The organism is Oceanobacter kriegii DSM 6294 (assembly GCF_000422845.1).
GTDB classification, from domain to species: domain Bacteria; phylum Pseudomonadota; class Gammaproteobacteria; order Pseudomonadales; family Oceanobacteraceae; genus Oceanobacter; species Oceanobacter kriegii.
In genome coordinates this window covers 16,379-38,551 of sequence record NZ_KE383934.1, presented here as the reverse complement: position 1 = coordinate 38,551, position 22,173 = coordinate 16,379, and the positions used below count along the sequence as shown (strand labels likewise).

General features: G+C 55.2%; 19 protein-coding genes. 14 read left to right on the top strand and 5 right to left on the bottom strand.

The window, feature by feature from the left end:
• Positions 1 to 12: 12 nt before the first annotated feature.
• From rsmA to G516_RS0118960, 8 genes are all read left to right on the top strand, one after another.
• Positions 13 to 840, top strand: coding sequence for a 16S rRNA (adenine(1518)-N(6)/adenine(1519)-N(6))-dimethyltransferase RsmA (gene rsmA / locus G516_RS0119000; protein WP_028294988.1), 828 nt, complete (start codon positions 13 to 15; stop codon positions 838 to 840).
• Between the two features lie 12 nt (positions 841 to 852).
• Entirely contained in the window at positions 853 to 1,230 is a 378-nt protein-coding gene (gene apaG / locus G516_RS0118995) for a Co2+/Mg2+ efflux protein ApaG (protein ID WP_028294987.1), read from the top strand.
• 19 nt (positions 1,231 to 1,249) lie between these two features.
• Entirely contained in the window at positions 1,250 to 2,071 is an 822-nt protein-coding gene (locus tag G516_RS0118990) for a symmetrical bis(5'-nucleosyl)-tetraphosphatase (RefSeq protein WP_028294986.1), read from the top strand.
• 24 nt (positions 2,072 to 2,095) lie between these two features.
• Positions 2,096 to 2,425 (top strand): thiosulfate sulfurtransferase GlpE, encoded by a 330-nt coding sequence (gene glpE / locus G516_RS0118985; RefSeq protein WP_028294985.1) that lies wholly within the window; start codon positions 2,096 to 2,098, stop codon positions 2,423 to 2,425.
• A 560-nt stretch (positions 2,426 to 2,985) separates the two neighbouring features.
• Positions 2,986 to 4,908, top strand: coding sequence for a PrkA family serine protein kinase (locus tag G516_RS0118980; RefSeq protein WP_028294984.1), 1,923 nt, complete (start codon positions 2,986 to 2,988; stop codon positions 4,906 to 4,908).
• A 259-nt stretch (positions 4,909 to 5,167) separates the two neighbouring features.
• Positions 5,168 to 6,451 carry a YeaH/YhbH family protein gene (locus G516_RS0118975; protein ID WP_028294983.1) on the top strand — a complete coding sequence of 428 codons (1,284 nt, stop codon included), beginning with the start codon at positions 5,168 to 5,170 and terminating at the stop codon, positions 6,449 to 6,451.
• Positions 6,448 to 7,989 carry a SpoVR family protein gene (locus tag G516_RS0118970; protein ID WP_051219625.1) on the top strand — a complete coding sequence of 514 codons (1,542 nt, stop codon included), beginning with the start codon at positions 6,448 to 6,450 and terminating at the stop codon, positions 7,987 to 7,989. Before G516_RS0118975 ends, G516_RS0118970 begins: the two co-directional genes overlap by 4 nt.
• 731 nt (positions 7,990 to 8,720) lie before the next feature.
• Entirely contained in the window at positions 8,721 to 9,500 is a 780-nt protein-coding gene (locus G516_RS0118960; protein WP_084645237.1) for a type IV pili methyl-accepting chemotaxis transducer N-terminal domain-containing protein, read from the top strand.
• A 303-nt stretch (positions 9,501 to 9,803) separates the two neighbouring features.
• On the opposite strand, the gene G516_RS0118955 is transcribed toward G516_RS0118960, so the two are convergent.
• Both G516_RS0118955 and G516_RS0118950 read right to left on the bottom strand, forming a co-directional pair.
• Positions 9,804 to 11,000 (bottom strand): flagella assembly protein FlgT, encoded by a 1,197-nt coding sequence (locus tag G516_RS0118955; protein WP_084645235.1) that lies wholly within the window; start codon positions 10,998 to 11,000, stop codon positions 9,804 to 9,806.
• Positions 11,001 to 11,065: 65 nt separating this feature from the next.
• Positions 11,066 to 11,668 (bottom strand): LPP20 family lipoprotein, encoded by a 603-nt coding sequence (locus G516_RS0118950; protein ID WP_028294979.1) that lies wholly within the window; start codon positions 11,666 to 11,668, stop codon positions 11,066 to 11,068.
• A gap of 404 nt (positions 11,669 to 12,072) precedes the next feature.
• On the opposite strand from G516_RS0118950, the gene traF reads away from it, so the two are divergent.
• The gene (gene traF, locus G516_RS0118945; protein ID WP_028294978.1) at positions 12,073 to 13,686 is read left to right on the top strand and encodes a conjugal transfer protein TraF; all 1,614 of its coding nucleotides are present in this window, start codon (positions 12,073 to 12,075) and stop codon (positions 13,684 to 13,686) included.
• A gap of 122 nt (positions 13,687 to 13,808) precedes the next feature.
• The gene (locus tag G516_RS0118940; RefSeq protein ID WP_028294977.1) at positions 13,809 to 15,038 is read left to right on the top strand and encodes a multifunctional CCA addition/repair protein; all 1,230 of its coding nucleotides are present in this window, start codon (positions 13,809 to 13,811) and stop codon (positions 15,036 to 15,038) included.
• 16 nt (positions 15,039 to 15,054) lie between these two features.
• Here G516_RS0118940 and folK read toward each other — a convergent pair whose 3' ends face one another.
• From folK to tsaD, 3 genes are read right to left on the bottom strand one after another with little or no spacing between them, the layout of a single operon-like run.
• Positions 15,055 to 15,579: a 2-amino-4-hydroxy-6-hydroxymethyldihydropteridine diphosphokinase gene (folK, locus tag G516_RS23355; RefSeq protein WP_051219624.1), complete on the bottom strand. Its 525-nt coding sequence runs from the start codon at positions 15,577 to 15,579 to the stop codon at positions 15,055 to 15,057.
• Position 15,580: 1 nt separating this feature from the next.
• Complete coding sequence (folB, locus tag G516_RS0118930) at positions 15,581 to 15,934, bottom strand: dihydroneopterin aldolase (protein ID WP_028294976.1); 354 nt, start codon at positions 15,932 to 15,934, stop codon at positions 15,581 to 15,583.
• A gap of 12 nt (positions 15,935 to 15,946) precedes the next feature.
• Entirely contained in the window at positions 15,947 to 16,999 is a 1,053-nt protein-coding gene (gene tsaD, locus G516_RS0118925) for a tRNA (adenosine(37)-N6)-threonylcarbamoyltransferase complex transferase subunit TsaD (RefSeq protein ID WP_028294975.1), read from the bottom strand.
• Between the two features lie 257 nt (positions 17,000 to 17,256).
• Between tsaD and rpsU the strand changes: the two genes are divergently transcribed.
• The 4 genes from rpsU to rpoD all read left to right on the top strand — a co-directional run bounded on the left by rpsU (position 17,257) and on the right by rpoD (position 22,116).
• The gene (gene rpsU, locus G516_RS0118920; protein ID WP_028294974.1) at positions 17,257 to 17,472 is read left to right on the top strand and encodes a 30S ribosomal protein S21; all 216 of its coding nucleotides are present in this window, start codon (positions 17,257 to 17,259) and stop codon (positions 17,470 to 17,472) included.
• Positions 17,473 to 17,501: 29 nt separating this feature from the next.
• Positions 17,502 to 17,948: a GatB/YqeY domain-containing protein gene (locus G516_RS0118915; protein ID WP_028294973.1), complete on the top strand. Its 447-nt coding sequence runs from the start codon at positions 17,502 to 17,504 to the stop codon at positions 17,946 to 17,948.
• A gap of 158 nt (positions 17,949 to 18,106) precedes the next feature.
• On the top strand, positions 18,107 to 19,996 hold the full coding sequence (gene dnaG, locus G516_RS0118910; protein ID WP_028294972.1) for a DNA primase: 1,890 nt from the start codon (positions 18,107 to 18,109) through the stop codon (positions 19,994 to 19,996).
• Between the two features lie 272 nt (positions 19,997 to 20,268).
• Entirely contained in the window at positions 20,269 to 22,116 is a 1,848-nt protein-coding gene (gene rpoD / locus G516_RS0118905) for an RNA polymerase sigma factor RpoD (protein ID WP_028294971.1), read from the top strand.
• Positions 22,117 to 22,173: the final 57 nt, after the last annotated feature.

Genomic DNA, 22,173 nt, shown 5'->3' with positions numbered 1-22,173 from the left:
AAGAGCCAAGCTATGAAAGCCAATATGCATGGGCACAAAGCCCGTAAACGTTTCGGTCAGAACTTCCTGCACGATCCGTACATCATCAGCAAGATCGTTGGTGCCATTCACCCACAGCCTACCGACTGCCTGGTGGAAGTGGGCCCCGGCATGGGAGCCCTGACCGAACCGCTGCTAGAAGCCTCCGGCAAGCTCAACGTGGTTGAACTGGACCGCGACCTGATCCCGATTCTGCGGACCAAGTTTTTCAACTACCCGGAATTCAAAATCTACGAAGGCGACGCGCTGAAGTTTGATTTCAGCCAGCTGCTGGAACCAGGCCAGCGTCTGCGTATTGTCGGCAACCTGCCATACAACATCTCAACGCCGCTGATTTTCCACTTCCTCAGCCACCATGCGCAGGTGCAGGACATGCACTTTATGCTGCAAAAAGAAGTGGTTGAGCGTTTGGGTGCGGTACCGGGCAATGGCGACTACGGCCGCCTCAGCATCATGGCGCAGTACTACTGCAAGGTAGAGCCGCTGTTTATTGTTGGCCCTGGCTCGTTCAATCCACCACCGAAGGTGGATTCGGCCATTGTGCGCATGATTCCGTACGAAACCCTGCCGATTCAGGCCAAAAACGTGAAGGTGCTGGAACGCGTGGTGCGCGAAGCCTTTAACATGCGTCGCAAAACCATCCGTAACACCCTCAAGAACCTGATTTCCGCCGATCAGCTGGCCGACCTGGGTATTGATACCAGTCTGCGTCCGGAGGTTCTGACCTTGCAACAATACGTCACCATTGCCGACGCAGTGTACGAACTGCAACAGCAGGAACCCCAAGAACAGCAAGACTAGCAGGAGCCCGAAATGGAACTCGGCGACAACGTCCTGATCACGGCCATGCCGCACTATCTGGACGATCAGTCAGACCCGGAGGATGAACGGTTTGTGTTCTCCTATCTGATCCGGATCTGCAACCAAAGCGATCAGGCGGTGACCTTACGGACCCGCCACTGGTTCATCACCAATGGCAACGGCAACGTGCAGGAAGTCAAAGGCGAAGGCGTGATTGGCGAACAGCCCTGCATTCAGCCGGATGATGAATTTGAATACACCTCCGGCGCGGTGCTCAGCACCCCGGTTGGCAGCATGCGTGGTTACTACGTCATGGAAGCCGATGACGGCACCCTGTTCCACGCCTCGATTCCGGTATTCACGTTGGCCTCCACCAACGCCCTGAACTGATTGGGAGCAGCAAGACTCGATGGCGACCTACGCAATTGGCGACCTTCAAGGCTGTTTCGAGCCGCTGCAGCGGCTGCTGGAACAGATTGAATACAACCCCGACGTTGACCGCATCTGGCTTGCCGGTGATTTGGTCAATCGCGGCCCCGCCAATGTGCAGGTGCTACGTTGGGCCAAAGCCCAGGGCGACCGGGTCGTCGCGGTGCTGGGCAATCACGATCTGCACTTGTTGGCGCGCCATTATGGCAACCCCAAGAAGAGCAAGAGCGACACCATCGACGATGTGCTGAACGCCCCCGACCGCGATGAATTAATGGACTGGCTGCGGCATTGCCCGCTGGTTCATATGGCTGACGACCAACAATGGTTTATGAGCCACGCCGGACTGCCGCCGGTATGGACGCCGCAACAAGCCAAACAGCTGTCGGCGGAAGTTGAACAGGTGTTGCAAGGCGACCAGTGCGCCGACCTGATGGAACAGATGTACGGCAACAAGCCGGACGTTTGGGAAGATGATTTGGTTGGCATCGACCGCTGGCGCTTGATCGTCAATTATTTGACCCGAATGCGCTTTGTTGATGACCAGTGTCGTCTCGACTTCAAAGCCAAAGAAGGTCTGGAAAGTGCACCGGCCGGCTTTGCCCCCTGGTTCACTCGTCCGATGAACCCGGCCACACCGTCGCACACCCGCATTCTCTTTGGTCACTGGGCAGCGCTGGAAGGACACACAGGTGCGCCTCAGATTCATGCCCTAGACACCGGCTGTGTCTGGGGTGGCCGACTGACCGCCCTGCGGCTGGAAGACCAACAACGCTTTTCGGTGGCCGCGTCGCCGACCTGATATTACCTTTACCCGGAGTTTTCCATGAGCAGCTTTACCCGAATCTCTCCCGCTGACGCCAAAGCCATGATCGATGCCGGTGACGTCAACATTGCCGACATCCGCGATGCCATGAGCTACCAGTCCGGCCATATGACCGCCTCCCGCAACGTCGACAACAGCAACCTGCCGGAATTTCTGGCCGCCACCAGCAAAGACCAGCCATTGATCGTTTGCTGCTACCACGGCAACTCCAGCCAGCAAGCAGCGCAGTTCTTTGCCGAACAAGGCTACACACAGGCCTACAGCCTCGATGGCGGCTACGAAATGTGGAAAGTGTCGTTCCCGGAGCTGTGTGCACAAGGTCAGGATTGATCCGGCAAAGCACAACCTGACCTCACTCCAACCCCTCTCTGACCCCACGCTGACAGAGAGGGGTCAGCAACTGTCGGCCAATACTGACAATAATTCAGCGCCATAAAAACGCGCTATTTGGTCATAAAAACCCGCCTCACCCAACTTTGGTCGACTATTCAAATGGTCAACTTTGGCCCTTCCCTCCCACGCTGAAAATTTTACACATCCCAAAGCCCGCATTTTTCTTCTTTGATTTCAAACACTTGGTATCTGGCCAACCGATGCCAGCTCATCAAACACCCGTTATGCCCGTTTATTTTTTAACCAGAAAAAGGCAAAACGGCACGGCCAATGCATATTACAAACAGGTGTCAGAAAAATGTTATTACTGATACACAGGCTAGACTGAACCTTGTAGTGCGGTCACAGCCAAACAAGAAATGACGCGGTGCGTTGCCTGAGACCAAGGCATCAGCGACATCAACAGACACAGATTTGACCACAACCCGAACGAGAGGAACGCCGCAGTACCGACGTCATCCGAACATTGCTATCTACCAAGCCGAAGAGGTGAACCAATGAGTGTATTCAGCCGTTTTCAAGATCGTTACCAGGCCACTCAGCAAGAAGTCATGAGCCTGCAAGACTACCTCGAGCTCTGTAAGAAAGACCCGAGCGTCTATGCCACTGCCGCCGAGCGAATGCTCATGGCAATTGGTGAACCGGAATTGGTAGACACGTCGAAAGACCTGCGTCTGTCCCGCATTTTTTCCAACAAAGTCATTAAACGCTATCCGGCGTTCAACGAGTTCTACGGCATGGAAGAAGCCGTCGAGAGCATCGTTTCCTATTTCCGCCACGCCGCCCAGGGCCTCGAAGAACGCAAGCAGGTGCTGTATCTGCTGGGCCCGGTGGGTGGTGGTAAATCCTCACTGGCCGAACGCCTGAAACAACTGATGCAGGCGGTGCCTTTCTATGCCATCAAGGGCTCTCCCGTATTCGAAAGCCCGTTAGGCCTGTTTGATCCGGTGGAAGACGGTCAGATTCTGGAAGAAGACTTCGGCATTCCGCAGCGCTATCTGGGCCGTGTGATGTCACCCTGGGCAGTCAAACGCCTGCACGAATTTGGCGGTGATATTTCCAAATTCGAAGTAGTAAAACTGTATCCATCCATCCTTGATCAGACCGGTGTCGCCAAAACCGAACCGGGCGATGAGAACAACCAGGACATTTCCTCGCTGGTCGGCAAGGTCGATATCCGCAAACTGGAAGACTTCTCCCAGGACGATCCGGACGCCTACGCCTACTCCGGTGCGCTGTGCCGCGCCAACCAGGGCCTGATGGAGTTCGTCGAAATGTTCAAGGCGCCGATCAAGGTGCTGCACCCACTGCTGACCGCCACCCAGGAAGGTAACTACAACGGTACCGAGGGTATGGGTGCGATTCCTTTTGAAGGTGTGATTCTGGCTCACTCCAACGAATCAGAGTGGCAAGCCTTCAAGAACAACAAGAACAACGAGGCCTTCCTCGACCGGGTATACATCGTCAAGGTGCCTTACTGCCTGCGCGTGAACGAGGAAGTCAAAATCTACGAAAAACTGCTGGAACACAGCTCGCTGTCTGATGCTCCATGCGCGCCAGACACACTGAAAATGCTGGCCAAGTTCACCGTGCTGTCGCGCCTGAAAGAGCCGGAAAACTCTAGCGTGTACTCGAAGATGCGCATCTACAACGGTGAAAACCTCAAGGACACCGATCCAAAAGCCAAATCGATCCAGGAATACCGCGACGCGGCGGGCGTGGACGAAGGCATGGCCGGTATCTCGACCCGTTTTGCCTTCAAGATTCTGTCCAAGGTATTCAACTTCGACAGCACTGAAGTGGCAGCCAACCCCGTACACCTGATGTACGTACTCGAACAGGCGATCGAACAGGAGCAGTACCCGGAAGATACCCACAACCGCTACCTGAACTACCTGAAAGAGTACATGGCTCACGAATACGTCGACTTTATCGGCAAGGAAATCCAGACCGCTTACCTGGAATCCTACTCCGAGTACGGCCAGAACATCTTCGACCGTTACGTGACCTACGCCGACTTCTGGATTCAGGATCAGGAATACCGCGACCCTGAAACCGGCGAAATGCTGGATCGTGCGTCGATCAACGAAGAACTGGAGAAGATCGAGAAATCCGCCGGTATCTCCAATCCGAAGGACTTCCGCAACGAGATCGTCAACTTCGTGCTGCGTGCCCGCGCCAACAACAACGGCAACAACCCGAGCTGGCAGTCTTACGAAAAAATGCGCTCTGTGATCGAGAAGAAAATGTTCTCCAACACAGAAGACCTGCTGCCAGTGATCTCCTTCTCGGCCAAGTCTTCCAACGACGATCAGAAGAAACACGACGACTTCGTGGCTCGGATGACCGAACGTGGCTACACCGAGAAACAGGTTCGCCTGCTGGCCGAATGGTACCTGCGTGTGCGTAAGTCGCAGTAATCGGACTTCAGAGCGGAACACAACCTGCGCCTCTGCTGCGCCGAAGAGGCCGCATTTAGCACAGACCTTCCCGGGCAGGACGCCCGGGCAAGCATGGTTGAGACAGGACGTCGAATCCATGCGGGGTCGTTGTGCGAATGCGGTATCAAGGAAACAGCAGCAGTCAGCGCGAAAGCGGGGGAGCCCGCCGGCAGGGGGACAAGGTTCCCCTTGAGGCAGCGGTTTTCCCGGCAGCCTGAGCAGTCAGGAGAATGAATATATGTCCTATATCATTGATCGACGTTTAAACGGCAAAAACAAAAGCATGGTCAACCGCCAGCGCTTTCTGAAACGCTATCGTGGCCACATCAAGGAAGCGGTATCGGACGCCGTCAACCGTCGTTCCATCACCGACATGGAGCGCGGTGAGCAAATCAGCATCCCTACCCGCAACACCCACGAGCCTATGATCACCCACGGTCAGGGCGGCAAATCCCATCGCGTATTTCCAGGCAACAAGGAATTCAACACCGGCGACCAGCTGGAAAAACCGAAAGGTGGCGGTGGTGGCTCAGGTTCTGGCCAGGCCAGCAATCAGGGCGAAGGCGAAGACGACTTCAGCTTTTTTATTACCAAGGACGAGTTCCTGAATTATCTGTTTGATGATCTGGAACTGCCCAACATGATCAAGAAGTCGCTGTCACAATCGAAAGAATTCAAGACCCGCCGGGCAGGTTTCGTATCAGAAGGTACGCCCAACAACCTGTCGGTGGTGAAATCCTTGCGCAATGCCCACGCCCGCCGCATCGGCATGGGCGCTGGCAAGCGCCGCAAGATCAAGGAATTACAGGCCCAGATTGAAGAACTGATTGCCGCTGGTAAACCCGATGACGACAGCGTCATTGCAGGCCTCAAGGCCGACATCGCCGAGCTTGAGAAGAAACTCAAGATGCTGCCCTTCATCGACGAGCTCGACCTCCGTTATCGCAATCAGGTCAAAGTCCCGATGCCGTCCAGCAAAGCAGTAATGTTCTGCTTGATGGACGTTTCCGGCTCCATGACCCAGGACGTCAAGGATTTGGCCAAACGCTTCTACCTGCTGCTGTACCTGTTCCTTGAGAAGAACTACGAACACATCGAGATCGTCTTTATTCGCCACCACACCAGCGCCAAGGAAGTGGATGAGCAAGAGTTCTTCTACTCCCGTGAAACCGGCGGCACCATTGTCTCCAGCGCTCTGAAGCTGATGGACCAGGTGGTGCAGGAACGCTATCTGGAAGGTGACTGGAACATCTACGCCGCACAGGCTTCCGACGGCGATAACTGGGACGACGATTCCCCGCTGTGCGCCCAGATTCTGTCAGAGAACCTGCTGCCAGCGATTCAGCATTTTGCCTATGTGGAAATCACGCCGCATGAGCATCAGGCCCTGTGGTACGCCTATCAGGGTGTGGCCCAGGCCAACGCCAGCAAGTTTGCTACCGCCCAAATCCGGGGAGCCGGCGACATTTATCCGGTATTCCGCGAACTGTTCGCCAAAGAGCGATACAAGGAGGCTGTATGAGTCTCAATAGCGATATCTACAAAGACGATCCGCGCGCCAAAACCTACCTGTCGACCGACTCCGACTGGAATTTTGAGCTGCTGGAAAAGTACGACAGCGAGATTGCCAAAATCGCCGCCAAGTACCGTCTGGATACCTACCCGAATCAGATTGAAATCATCAGCGCTGAGCAGATGATGGACGCTTATTCGTCGGTGGGAATGCCGATTGGCTACAATCACTGGTCCTACGGCAAACAGTTCCTGTCGACCCAGAAAAACTACCAGCGTGGCCAGATGGGCCTGGCCTACGAGATCGTGATCAACTCCGACCCGTGTATTGCCTACCTGATGGAAGAGAACACCATGCCAATGCAGGCACTGGTGATCGCCCATGCCTGCTACGGCCATAACTCCTTCTTCAAGGGCAACTACCTGTTCAAGACCTGGACCGATGCCAGCTCCATCATCGACTACCTGCTGTTCGCCAAGAACTACGTGCGCAAGTGCGAAGAACGCTACGGTCAGGAAGAAGTCGAGCAGATGCTGGATGCATGTCATGCGCTGCAGAACTACGGCGTCGACCGCTATCGTCGTCCTCGCCCTATATCTGCGGCCGAAGAGCGCCTGCGCCAGCAAGAGCGGGAAGACGTATTACAGCGTCAGGTGAATGACCTGTGGCGTACCCTGCCGTCCCGTCAGGAAGAAACCACCCAGCAGAAGCGGCGGGTGTTCCCGGCTGAGCCACAAGAGAACATCCTCTACTTCATTGAGAAAAATGCCCCGCTGCTGAAGCCGTGGCAGCGCGAAATAATTCGTATCGTGCGCAAGATTTCCCAGTACTTCTATCCGCAACGCCAGACTCAGGTGATGAACGAAGGCTGGGCCACCTTCTGGCACTACACCTTGCTGAACGAGCTGTACGACAACGGCAAGGTGACCGACGGCTTTATGATGGAGATTCTTACCTCGCACACCAGCGTGGTGTACCAGCCCGGTTTTGACTCGCCCTACTACAGTGGCATCAACCCCTATGCGCTGGGCTTCAACATGTTCCAGGACATCAAGCGTATTTGCGAGAACCCGACCGATGAAGACCGCGAGTGGTTCCCGGACTTCGCCGGCAAGGACTGGCTGGATACCCTGCATTTCGCCATGGAGAACTTCAAGGACGAAAGCTTTGTGCAGCAATTCCTGTCGCCACGCATGATGCGCGAATTCCACCTGTTCAGCATTTACGACGACGATGAACGTTCTCACTATGAAGTCGAGGCCATCCACAATGACAACGGCTACCGCAAGGTAAGGGAAATGCTGGCCCGCCAGTACGACCTGTCGATGCGCGAGCCTAACATTCAGGTATGGTCTGTCGATCTGGAAGGCGATCGTTCACTGACCCTGCGTCATACCATGCACGATGGCACACCGCTGTCTCAGGATGTGTTTGAAGTGATGAAGCACCTGCACTTGCTGTGGGGTTTTGATATTCATCTGGACACCGTCAAGGACGGAGAAGTAATTGGCCGCCGCAGCGTGCCTGAAATGAAGGTTGCCGATTAAAAAGACCTACTGGGTAACGCTGCAATTCGCTCAATACACCTGCATTCCCCGTCTTGGGGTTTGCAGGATCACCTGAAAACGACGAGCTTCTCTCAGGTGCTCGTATCTTTCTCCTAACTTTCGCCTAACCTTCCTGGCTTCCCCTTGTTTTCGCTTTCTCAGCAGGGTTCACAGAACGCTTGTGCCAGGGACACTCTGAACAACTCGGTGCCCGCTCTGGATGACAGGGCGAAGCTGAGTCACGAAGCTGATTTGTCGGCCTGACGGGTCAAGTCAAAAATCAGCGACACAGAGTCAGCAATGCCCTGTCATCCCCGTAGGGCGCGGCCTGCAGGCCGCCAGAACGGTGTTGGCGAATTTGGAAAGGGCCAGCCATTACGCTTCATTCGCCGCCTTGTTCTGACAACCTGCAGGACACGCGCACGACTGCATGGATGCAGGAGGTAGGGCGAAGCAGGAAGCCAGAGCCGAGAGCTGTGCAGAGTTATTCAGAGGGTCCCTAGTCAACACTGTCTTACAAACCAACAATCAGACATTGCGACATATCAGCAATTATATTGCTCTATATTTCGACTATATATCAGACGTTATACGCCACCACCAACAAAAAATTATATTTTTGCGTTTAAGTCAGCCATATTTAATAGATTATTTGCCTAATCCAGTAGATTTACAAAATGTAGCCAACTATACTGCCGCCCAAATTTTGAGCACCCCAGAGCAACGACTGAATGAATCGAGTTTTAACCATTACCGCAATTACCGCCCTTTCTTTCTCTTCCATGTCTTATGCCGAAAGCATTTCTGCTGCCAAAGCGGAATTTTATGCTGGCAGCTTGTGCATGCTGTCACAGCGTATGGCTAAGGATTACTTTGCTATTGGTGCGGATATCCGCCCGGAAGTGGCCATGCAGGACCTGGATGAAAGCGTATCGCTGTTTGAAGAGCGCATTAATCTGGTAATGGATTTTGCTCATGAACACGGCATTAACCACAGCGTCGAGCCTTTGGCAAAACTGTGGCAGGAATACCGTATGGACGTGCTGGCCAAGCCGGATAAACTGCATGCCGCTACACTGCTGAAGCACAGCGAAGCCTTGCTGAAAGCCTGCAACAACAGCGTTGCTGCCATCGCCGCCGAGAGTGACTCTCCGTATGCCGAGCTGGTGCGTATTTCTGAAGAAGAAACCACCCTGGCCCAAAAGATTGCCCGCGACTACTACGCCATGTACTGGAACGTTGAGACCGATACAGTACGAGCTGATTTCCAACAGTCCATCCAGCAATTCGACCAGAACCTGACCGTGCTGTTGGGAACCAATCACAACACCCCGGAACTGACTAACCTGCTGGCTCGTGTTGAATCCCAGTGGAAGTTTTCCAATGCCGGATTCAAGCTGGATAAGAACGGACAATACGTTCCGAACGTCATTTCAGTAACGACCGATTCTATTTATAAAAAGATGGAAAATATCGCTTACAAATATGAACTGTTAATGAGCACAAATTAACAGTTGTTCGATAACAATTCTCATATCGATTATAATTAGATTCATTCGTTCGCTCACACCGAAAGGACTCGGTGTTTTACCTTACTGTCTTTCTTAAACCAATTTCCTTAAACCGCTGTTCAGCAATTCCTTTATTGATAAAATACTCTTTAACAATCCTTTTATTGAGTAAGTTGTCCAATGATTGATGTACCACACAACGCCAGCGAATGGCTTTCCTTTGTTGTTTCGTTTTTAGCGGTTGCCGGTGTGTTTGCTGTTTGTGGGTACTGGCTAGGCCGCTGGCTCAAGGGGGATGTGTAACTACCAGGCAATCACCAGATCATCACGCTGAATCGCCAGCCCACCGGCATCGGATGTCATCTCTGCCACAACGAACTGCGGCTGCACATGTTTCACCACCACTTCAGTCGCCATATCCGTCAGCTCGGTGCGTGGTTCAAGATCAAGGTTGTAGAAAGTACCGGTGCGATACACCTGCAGCTTGTCCCCCGGGCGAATGCCCGTTGCCGCACTGGCTTCAATGTGCAAACGGTTACCACGGGACGCCACCACACGGGCCATAAACGGCTGGCAACGAATCACTTCACCAACGTCCTCCACCATGGCCGTCATCAGGTTATCAACGCTTTTGCCGTACGGGGTTTGCCAGAATTTCGGCGTTGCAAAGCCCACACTGGCATTGCGCTTCGGTGTCCAGGCACCGCTGGTTTCGTAGGTTCGTTGAAACAACATGGCACCGCTCAAACCGTCGTGAACGAACACATCCGCGACAAACTGGCGCTGGGTTGCGGTTTTCTCCAACCCCAGTAACGCGGCCCAGCTGCCATTGGGATCAGACGACACCCGGGTGCGACCAGCCTCACCCAGTTCCCGCACGACGCCAGACACCACGTACTGAGCGCCCAGCTGGGTTGCCAGCGCCACCGAGGTGGTGAGCCGTTGCTGGCTGGTTTCAAATGAGGGCGCCCGGCGCGGATCACGGAACAAGCTGATGCGAGTGGCATCCAGTGCCTGCACATTGCGGCCGCGATTCAACTGGTTGATCAGCGCACGGGGCAGATCCTGTTCGATGTTCTGTAACCGCCCCAGCGTCGCCTGAGCTGGTCGGGCCAACCCAAAACCAGCCACTGCAATGGCCTTGCGGTAATTTTGATTGCTGGCAGCACAGAGGGTTTCCGGTTCAACATCGACTTTTAAAACCACTTCATACATGCCGTTGGCTTCGCCTTCGTGCAGCACTTCCACATCGCGAATACGCGCCTGGCTACGCAGGTCGACTTCGTCACGGTCCATCTGACCGCTGGTCATCAGCTGGGTTGAACGGATACTGGCACCCGCCTGCAAGCTGGCCTGACGCAGGGCGTCTTTGAGGGCGTCCTCACGGGCCTGATTGATCGAGCTGCCAATCACTGCCTGACCACTCACTTCAACCGTACGGGCGACCCCATGGGGAGCCACCAGCACCGTCATCAACAACATCCAATTAAACCATTTCATATCCTGCTCCCGACGTGTCTGGCTGCAACAGCGGCCACGCCCCTGTCGTCATTCAACCAACGTCATCATTCGATAAAATAGAAACCGGAATCCGGTACCGCTGATTCGCTGCGAACCCGGGTGTTCTGACGCTCCACAAACTGGCTAAGTTGTGCGCCGCCCAGTGGTACCCGGCAATCGATGTTCTGGCGCTGGTTATCAACCGTTTGCAAACAGTTGCGGAAGCCCTGGTCGATGGTCATTTCCAGCAAGGTTTCTACCGTGCCGTCCGGCATCACATCGGTACTGATCACACGGGCACCGTGCAAATAGGTTTCGACGTACGTGCGCAAGCGGTCGTTCTCAACCACCATGTCTCGCACCGTGGTGCTGCCCTGAATAGCGGTACCGTAAACCCGCTCCGCCATCACCCGGTAGGCATCCATTCGAGCGGCACGAATGGCCATCAAACGTCGCTGGGCTTCAGAACGGGTCTTGCTTTGATCCATGGCGCCATAACCCACAACCCGCAGTACCATCGGAGCTATCGGGTCGACTTGCTGTTTGACCGGAGCAAAATAGTCGTCGGTACTGCTGCCCATACCGGCGCTTCTCATCATGGCTTCGCTGCATCCGCCCAGTGCCGTTGCCGCCAGCATTGCGGTTGCCATTTTCCACATGGCTTTCATAAATTCGGTCTCCGATCAGAACGTCTCTGTCGGGGTTATCGGCCGCTCACCGCGCTCGCTTGAGGCTTTTTACAATCAATAACGAAATGACCGCTCAGCGTCGGTCCAGCTGGTAAGGCACGAATCCAACCGTGAAACCGGGCGCATACTGAGACAAAACCTGACAAAATGTGACGTCTGTCATAAAGTGCTGTCACGCTGACCGTATAAAAAAACAACAATTTGGTTCGGAATGCCGGGTGTTTTAGCTCAGCCTTGCCGCTACTATCTGGACCAAGCCATGAAAAGAAGTCTTCTGACAAACGGACAGCAGTAGCTGAACTACACTGCTGAAGACACGGTTCGACGCCGCCCCCTCACATCGCTGGCACGAACTGGAATTACAACGGAACAAGGACCCCATCATGATTAGACGTTCCCTGCTCGCCACGGCCATCGCCTCCGCCACCATTGCCTCCGCCCAGGCTTCGCCTTTCCTACCAATGGATGCTCGCGGCCTGGCTATGGGTAGCACCGGTGTTGCCAGTGCCAAACGAGCCCACGCACCGGCCTATAACCCGTCCCTGCTGTCTCAGGGTGAACACGATGACGACTTCGCCATCCTGTTCCCGCAAGTCGGCCTCAGCGTGGCCGATGAAGAAGAAATGTATGACACCTTCATCGACATCAACGACGACCTGGTGCCTGAGTTTGAAGACCTGTTTGACGACGCCACCGCCAACAACTTTGAAGACAAGGTTGATAACCTCGGTCAGGCAACCGAAGACCTGCAAGCAGCGCTTGAAGGACTGACTGCCGCCGACGTTAACAACGCCAATGCCAAAATCAGTGAAATTCGCGGCCTTAACAACAATGTCCGCAGTGCCTTGGCCGACGTTCGCAGCGATCTGACCACCGTTGATAACCTCAGCGAACAGCTGACCAGTGAATTGAATTCGGTATCCGGCAATCCTCTGAGCGGTCGCTTGGGTGTTTCTTCCGCGCTGGCATTCCCGGGCAAGGAATTCGCCGCCGCACTGAGCTTCTCTGGCAACGTTACCTTTTCCGGTCGCGCTTTCTTTAGCGCCGATGACAGCGCCTTGTTGAATGGCTATTCCGACGCTGCTGTAGCCTACGCCGACGAAGCCGACCAACTGACCAGCGACATCGACGCCTTTCTTGCCGATGCCGAAGCCGGTAACGTTGATCAGGACGATGCCGACACCATTGCCGCCCAGGCCGAAGACACCAGTAACTTCACCTCCGACACCATCACCCGTGAAGACGGTTCCAGCTACAACCTGATCGAAAACGGCGACCTGTCGGCAGACGCCGAAGACCCGGACATGACCTCCAATGTTGAAGTCATCGCCCTGGCCGTTGCCGACCTGGGTATCTCATTCTCCCGTGAATTCAGCTTCTGGGATAAAAAAGTCGCCATTGGTATCACACCCAAACTGCAACGTGTCGTGACCATGCACTACGCTGCAGAAGCCGATTACGACGGTGATATCGAGCAGGAAGACCTCGAAGACGCCTCCGAAACCTACAACCACGTCAACCTCGACGTCGGTGCTTCGTTCCGCTTTGGCGCGTCCAACAAATGGATGTTTGGCGTGGTTGGTAAGAACCTGATCAGCAAGAGCTTTGAAGTAAAAGACGCTGAGGTCAAAGGCTCTACCCTACCTCGCACACTGGAAGGTGGCGAAGTCACACTTGATCCACAATTCCGCGCAGGTGTTGCCTTCAACGGCGACTGGACCACACTGGCGCTGGACGTTGATCTGGTTGAAAACGACCCGATTGCCTGGGAAAACCCGACCCAGTACGCCGCCATTGGTGCTGAGTTCGACATCTACAACACCCTGCAACTGCGTTTGGGTTACCGCACCAACATGAGCGTGTCGGAAGCAGAAGTCGCCTCCATTGGTCTGGGTTTCTCACCGTTTGGCGTGCACATCGACGTTGCGGCGATGGCCAACCCGAACGATCCGGAAAAAGAAGCCGGTGTTGCGCTGGAAACCGGTTTCTATTTCTAAGGACCCTGATCAGCTCCAACAGCGAGGCCGATTCCCATATGCGGCCAAACCAAACGCCGCGGGTGACATCACCTGCGGCGTTTTTTATTCTGGCTAAACGAAATACCAACGACAGAATTGATATGAAGACGTTTCTGGTAGGCGGCGCCGTCCGTGACCAACTCCTGGGCATTGCCATCAAGGACCGCGACTGGGTTGTGGTTGGTGCAACGCCCGACGAATTGCTGCAACAAGGCTATCAGCAAGTAGGAGCCGATTTTCCGGTGTTCTTGCACCCCAACAGGAAGGAAGAATACGCCCTGGCCCGCACCGAACGAAAATCCGGTCACGGCTATCAGGGGTTTGAATGTCGCTTCAGCCCGGATGTCACGTTGGAAGATGACCTGTTGCGCCGCGACCTCACCATCAACGCCATGGCCCAAGGTAGCGACGGCCAGCTTGTCGACCCCTACAACGGCCAGCAAGACCTGCAAGACCGCCTGTTGCGCCATGTGTCGCCAGCCTTCAGCGAAGACCCTCTGCGAGTACTGAGGGTTGCCCGCTTTGCCGCTCGCTTCGCGGCGCTGGGATTTACCGTTGCCGATGAAACCCTGACGCTGATGCGTACCATGGTGGCCAATGGCGAACTGGAACATCTGGTACCAGAACGGGTGTGGCAGGAAACCCAGCGGGCGCTGCTGGAACAACAGCCGCAGGTGTATTTTCAGGTGCTGCGTGATTGCGGCGCTCTGGCTGTCTGGATGTCAGAAATAGATGCGCTATTCGGCGTGCCGCAGCCCGAAAAACATCACCCGGAAATCGACTGCGGTGTTCATGCTCTGATGTCCCTGCAAGCGGCGGTCACACTCTCTGACGAGGTGGCAGTGCGCTGGGCGGCGCTCACCCATGACCTGGGCAAGGCACTGACGCCAGAACAAGAATGGCCACGTCACATCAAACATGAACAGCGAGGCGTCAAACCCGCCAAGGCTCTGGCCAAGCGGCTCAAGGCACCAAAAGATGCCGCCGAGCTATCCCGCCTCAGCAGCGAATGGCACACCCACGTTCACAGAGCCTTGGAATTGCGGCCCGAGACCATTCTGAAGCTGTTTGACGGCATGGACGTCTGGCGCAGGCCGGAACGGTTTGAGCAGCTGTTGCTGGTCGCCACCGCTGATTCCCGTGGTCGCACCGGCTTTGAAACCGTCGACTACCCACAGGCGGATTTTCTACGTCAGGCGCTCTCGGAAGCCTTGAGCATTAACGCCCGACAAATGATCGAACAGGGAATTGAAGGCGCTGCCATCCGCCCGGCTCTGGCTGAAGCCAGAAGCCGTCATTTGGCCAACTGGAAAAAGGCGCTGGCCAGCTAATAGCCAGCGCTGACAATCAATAGCCGGCAGCTGCCAGCGAAGATGCCGAGCGTTGCAGACTGCCTGCAGGCTCGACCTGAGTGATGGGCTGCTGGGCCACCAAAGGCCAGTAGTCAGCCACCGGGGCGTCGGATTTTGGACAAACCAGCGCTGGGGCAATGTCCAGCAAAGGTTTCAGCACAAAGGCAAAGCGCCAGATATCCGAACGCGGCAATGTCTGACCTGCGTGGTCGCCCAGCAAGTCGTCGTACATCACCACATCAATATCCAACGCCCGGGAAGAATACTTGGCGGCATTCGGCGCCCGGCCAAACTGCATTTCAATCTGCTTCAGCAGCAACACCAGCTCGGTCAACGACATATCGGTACTGGCCCGAACCACCAGATTGATAAAATCCGGTCCTTCAAACCCCAACGCGGGCGACTGATACCAGGGCGATACCTGCTCAATCGTCAGCTCGTCGGACAGCACCTGCAATCCTTTGGCGATATTCAGGTCCGGCTCCATGTTGGAGCCAATACCCAGATAAACAACAGCCAAATCAGTATTCCCCACGTTCAATTTTCAAGCCGACCGCACGGGCCTGTGGCACCACAGCCGGCTTCTCAACACGAATCGACAACCACGGCATACCGAATTCCTTGATCAACTCATCCGCCAGACGTTCAATCAGGGATTCCAGTAACTGGAAGTGCTGCGCCCGCACAAAGTTCTCAACGTACTCGGTCACTGCCGCGTAGTTAAGAGCGAACGCCAGATCGTCTGTCGCCGCTGCCTGGCGAATGTCCCAGGCCATTTCAAGGTCGAACACCAACGGCTGACGAACCTGCTTTTCCCAGTCGAAAACACCGATCACGGCGTCGACTTTCAGGCCTTCGATAAATACCTTGTCCATTGCCACCGCCCTTTATGCGTTGCCAGAGTCAGCCGACGTTGCCAGTGCAGGCAGATCGACCAACGGCCAACGGGGCACCACCGCCACCGCCAGCTCCGAAGTTTGGCCAGCCGCCAGACGACGAGCGCCAGCGTAGGCAATCATGGCACCGTTGTCGGTACAGAATTCCGGTCGCGGGTAGTACACCTCACCCTTCAGGGAGTGAGCCGTTTCACGCAGTTGCTCGCGCAAACGGCGGTTGGCACCGACGCCGCCGGCAATGATCATCCGGTTTATACCGGTTTGCTTCATCGCTCGCTTGCACTTGAGCGCCAGGGTATCGACCACCGCCGACTGAAAACCCGCTGCAATATCGGCCTTGTCCTGCTCGGCCAATACACCATCCACCGCCAGTTCAAGAATCTTGGTGCGGGTAAAGGTCTTCAAACCACTGAAGCTGAAATCCAGTCCTGGCCGATCGGTCATTGGTCGCGGAAATGCAAAGCGCTTGTCGTCGCCCTGCTCGGCCAACTTGCTCAGCGCCGGGCCGCCCGGATACGGCAGCCCCATCATTTTGGCGGCCTTGTCGAAGGCTTCACCGGCGGCATCGTCCAGCGACTCGCCCAGCAAGGTGTATTCACCAATACCATCTACCTGTACCAGCTGGGTATGACCACCCGACACCAGCAGGGCAATAAACGGAAATTCCGGTGGCGTGTCTTCCAGCATTGGCGCCAGCAAATGGCCTTCCATGTGGTGCACACCAATGGCCGGTACGTCCAGCGCCCACGCCAGGGAACGGCCCATGCAAGCGCCTACCAGCAAGGCTCCGACCAGACCAGGGCCCGAGGTATAGGCAATGCCGTCGAGGTCAGCAGTGGTCAGACCAGCGTCTGCCAGCGCCTCACGAATCAGCGGCAGCGCCTTGCGAACGTGGTCGCGGGAGGCCAGTTCAGGAACCACACCACCGTATTCCGCATGCACGGCAATTTGCGAATACAGACGATGCGACAGCAACCCTTTTTCGGTGTCGTACAGCGCGATACCGGTTTCGTCGCACGATGTTTCCAGACCAAGAACCTTCATTTATTACCTGCTGAGCGTTTAAACACGGTAGCAAGGGGGCAAAAACCGCCAAATTCGGCCCATTAAACAGAGCCCAACCCCGCCAAGGCGCCCATGATACGGCTGGCCAAGTCGAATGCCAACCAATGCAGCCAACAGGGCTTTGCAAAATTCAAACAAAGGCTTTAGAATGCCCGCCCTCTAACTGGAGCCCATCGGTCTTATTGTGACAATGATCGGTTCCAAACAAAGAATTCAGCTAATACGTAGGTGATTGGATGCCAGCTGTAAAAGTTAAAGAAAACGAACCATTTGACGTAGCTCTGCGTCGTTTCAAGCGCGCTTGTGAAAAAGCCGGTGTACTGTCTGAAGTACGTCGTCGTGAACACTACGAGAAGCCAACCTGGGTACGTAAGCGTCAAGCTGCTGCTGCCGTTAAGCGTCACCTGAAGAAAGTACAGCGCGAACAGCGCAAGATGACTCGCCTGTACTAATCATTTGTTGGTAAGAATCTGGAGCACACATGAGCACTCTGGTTGAGCAAATCAAAGCATCCGTTAAAGATGCCATGCGCAACAAACAGAAAGAACGTCTTGGCACTTTGCGTTTGATCACTGCCGAATTCAAAAAGGTAGAGGTTGACGAACGTGTTGAGGTTGACGATGCCCGTGCGCTGCTGATTCTCGACAAAATGAACAAGCAACGTCGCGACTCCATTGCTCAGTATACTGAAGCAGGTCGTGACGAGCTGGCAGCCGCTGAGCAAGCCGAAATCGACGTGATCAGCGAATTCCTGCCGCAGGCCCTGAGCGAAGATGAGCTGAACCAGCTCGTTGCTGATGCCATTGCACAGTCCGGTGCTGCTTCAATGCAGGACATGGGCAACGTTATGGGCATCCTCAAACCACAGGTGCAAGGCCGCGCCGATATGGCGCAAGTCAGCCGAATGGTCAAAGATCAGCTCGGTTAAGCAACTGGCTGTACCGCACCGCCAGGGTTTCAGAAACGCCACTGCTTGTCAGTGGCGTTTTTGTTTGTGCAGCAGGTCCAATCGTCAGGCTGGCGAATTGGTCGTGATTGCATAAGATACACACATACTCCGTTTTCCGATCAGGTGCTCCGTTCTGCATGGCAGGTCGTATTCCACAGTCTTTTATTGATGAACTGCTTTCCCGGGTCGACGTTGTCGACGTGGTGGACAGTCGCGTCAAGCTGAAAAAGGCCGGGAAAAACTACTCCGCCTGCTGCCCATTTCACAACGAGAATACGCCCTCCTTCACCGTCAGCCGCGACAAACAGTTTTACTACTGCTTCGGCTGCGGAGCGACCGGCAGTGCGCTCAAGTTCGTGATGGAGTTTGACGGCCTGAGCTTCCCCGATGCGGTCGAGAAACTGGCCGACGCCAGTGGTCTTGAAGTGCCGCGGGAGCAACAAAGCCGTCAGCAGATCGAGCAACAAAAGGAACAGGAGCCGCTTTATACCCGCATGCAGGAATCGGCAGATTTCTTCATGCGCCAGCTGCGCACCAGCGACTCCCGTCAGAAAGCCGTGGACTACCTCAAGGGCCGTGGTCTATCTGGCCGGGCCGCCAAGTTTTTTGGCATTGGCTACGCGCCACCGGGCTGGGACAACCTGCAAAGCGAACTGGCCAGCGACAACGAGCGCAACAAGCAACTGGTGACGGCTGGCATGCTGATCGAAAAGGAAGATGGCCGCACCTACGACCGTTTCCGTGATCGCATTATGTTCCCCATCCGCGATGTTCGCGGCCGGGTGATTGCCTTTGGTGGCCGGGTTCTGGGCGACGAAAAACCCAAGTACCTGAACTCGCCGGAAACCCCCATCTTCCAGAAAAACCGCGAACTCTACGGCCTGTACGAAGCCCGCAAGATTCGCCAGAAGCTGACCCGCATTCTGATTGTGGAAGGCTACATGGACGTGGTGGCACTGGCGGAATACGGCATTCACTATGCCGTCGCCACGCTGGGCACCGCCACCAGTGAACACCACTTGCGGCGGCTGTTCCGCACTGTGCCGGAAATCATTTTCTGCTTCGACGGCGACCAGGCAGGCCGCACCGCCGCGGCACGGGCAATGGAAACCGTATTGCCGGTACTGGAAGACGGACTTCAAGCCCGATTCCTGTTTCTGCCCGACGGCGAAGACCCGGACACCCTGGTGCGCCAGGAGGGCCGCGATGCCTTTGAACAACGACTGAACCAGTCCCGTCACTTGCCCGAGTTTCTGTTCGATCACCTGAAAGAACAGGTCGATTTCGACACCCTCGATGGCAAGGCCCGACTCGATCAGCTGGCCGCGCCGCTGATCAGCCGGATTCCCAAGGGCACCCTGCGTGACCTGATGGTGGCGGAACTGGAGCGCCAGATTGGCGTTCATAGCCGGGCCATGGACAAGCTGGCCGAACAGCCGGAGCCGCCACCTGCGGAACCGGAACACGGCCACAGCCCGGTGATGCCGGACTACCACACCGAGCAGCTACCGGCCGCCCAGTGGTATGCCCAGGACGAGGAAGCCAGCAGCAGCGAAGACACCGACGAACGTCTGGTGCCGATTGTGGAACGGGCGATACTGGCACTGATCAAACATCCGTCACTGGCCAGCGAGATCGCACTGCCGGAGCTGGAAGCCCAAACCGACCGCGAGCGCTTGCTGCTGGAAATCATCCGCAAGCTGCAACACTCGCCGCAATCCAGCAGCGTCGGCTTGCTGATTCAGTGGATAGGCACGCCCTACCACAGCGAATTGACGCAGTTGGCAAACGCCAACCACAGCAACATAAAACCTGTGTTAGCCGAAGTATCCATGGCCCTGAAACGACTGCAAAACCGCAGCTATGAGGCTGAATTCCAGCAACTGAAAGCCATGTTTGAACACTCGGAAACACGCAAGAAAATGAGCGACGACGACATTCGCAAGCTCAAGGAATATCAACGCCAACGGCGGGAATTTACCGCCGCCCGCGGCGATATTTACCTGAATAACCCCAGACAGCGTTAGCGCTACTACAGCCACAAACGCTATCTGAACAAAAATTATCCGGTTGGGCTTGAAAAACAGCAGACCGACCCAACATTAGAAAGACGTGCCAAAAGACGCCAGCAAGTAATCGGAAATCCGACTGTCTCAAATGCCAAAGTGACGCCAAGTGACCGTTATTGATCACAATTCAGGCGCATCCGCTTTGCTTGGGACTGGCCTAAAAGTAGCCAAAATTATATACTTCAGCGCTTTTCTTGCCACGCCTGATACCAACGGAACACAGGGCCCCTATGTCAGCGAATACCCACCAGTCCCGATTAAAAGAGCTCATTGCCAAAGGTAAAGAGCAAGGCTATCTCACCTACGCTCAGGTGAATGACCACCTGCCAGACGACATTGCCAACCCGGATCAGGTTGAAGACATCATTCGTATGATTAACGACATCGGTATTCCGGTGTCGGAAGTTGCTCCCGATGGCGAAGCACTGTTCATGAACGATGCCGCCGACGAAGCCGCTGCTGAAGAAGCCGCTGCTGCGCTGGCCTCGGTAGAAAACGATGTTGGTCGCACCACTGACCCGGTCCGCATGTACATGCGTGAAATGGGTACCGTGGAACTGCTGACCCGTGAAGGCGAAATCGTGATCGCCAAGCGTATCGAAGAAGGTATCCGCGAAGTGATGTCCGCCCTGGCGTACTATCCGGGTGCCGTCGATACCATCATGACCGCCTTCCTCGAAGCCGAACAGGATCCGAACCGCATTGGCGACATCTTCAACGGCTTTATCGACCCGTCCGACGAAGATCCGGAGCCAGGCCCGCAAAGCGGCCCTGAAGCCGAAGCCGCCAAGGCCGAAGAATCCGACAGCGACGATTCTGACGGCGACGATTCCGACGACGATGACGATGACGACGAAGCCGATTCCGGTATGGATCTGGTGGAAGTGACCCGTCGCTTCCAGGAAATGATCGATGCCAACATCGCCGCCAAGGAAGCCATCGAAGAACACGGTCGTGGCAGCCTCGAAGCTGAAAAATGCCTGATCTGGCTGGCCGAAATCTTTGCCCCGATCAAACTGTCGCCGAAATACTTCGACGCACTGGTTAGCAGCGCTCGCGAATCCCTGGACGCCATCCGCGTACAGGAACGTCAGATCATGACCCTGATGACCCGCAAATGCGGCATGGACCGTAAAGAGTTCATCAAGTACTTCCAGGGCAACGAAGGCAACCAGGACTGGATTGAAGGTCTGATTGCTTCCAACAAGCCGTACTCCAAAAAGCTGGAAACCTACAAGCTGGAAATCTTCCGCTCGCAGAAGAAGATCAAAGCTGTAGAAGATCGCACCAACCTCAGCATCGCTGAGATCAAGGAAGTAAACCGTCGCGTTTCCATCGGTGAAGCACGTGCTCGTCGCGCCAAGAAGGAAATGGTTGAGGCCAACCTACGTCTGGTTATCTCCATCGCCAAGAAGTACACCAACCGTGGTCTGCAATTCCTCGATCTGATTCAGGAAGGCAACATCGGTCTGATGAAAGCGGTCGACAAGTTCGAATACCGTCGTGGTTACAAGTTCTCCACCTACGCAACCTGGTGGATTCGTCAGGCGATCACCCGTTCGATTGCTGACCAGGCACGCACCATCCGTATTCCGGTTCACATGATTGAGACCATCAACAAGCTGAACCGTATCTCTCGTCAGATGCTGCAGGAAATGGGTCGCGAACCGACTCCTGAAGAGCTGGCAGAGCGTATGGAAATGCCGGAAGACAAGATCCGTAAGGTGCTGAAGATCGCCAAAGAACCGATCTCCATGGAAACCCCTATCGGTGACGACGAAGATTCACATCTGGGCGACTTCATTGAAGACACCCAGTCCGAGTCGCCAATGGATACCGCCACCAACGACGGTCTGACCGAAGCCACTCGCTCCGTACTGGGCGGCCTGACGGCCCGTGAAGCCAAAGTACTGCGCATGCGTTTTGGTATCGACATGAACACTGACCACACGCTGGAAGAAGTGGGCAAGCAGTTCGACGTTACTCGTGAACGTATTCGTCAGATTGAAGCCAAGGCACTGCGCAAACTGCGTCACCCTAGCCGCTCGGACCACCTGCGTAGCTTCATCGACGAATAAGTCGACAGGCAACGCTCTGAAAAAGCCGCGACTCGTTCGCGGCTTTTTTGTGTCTGC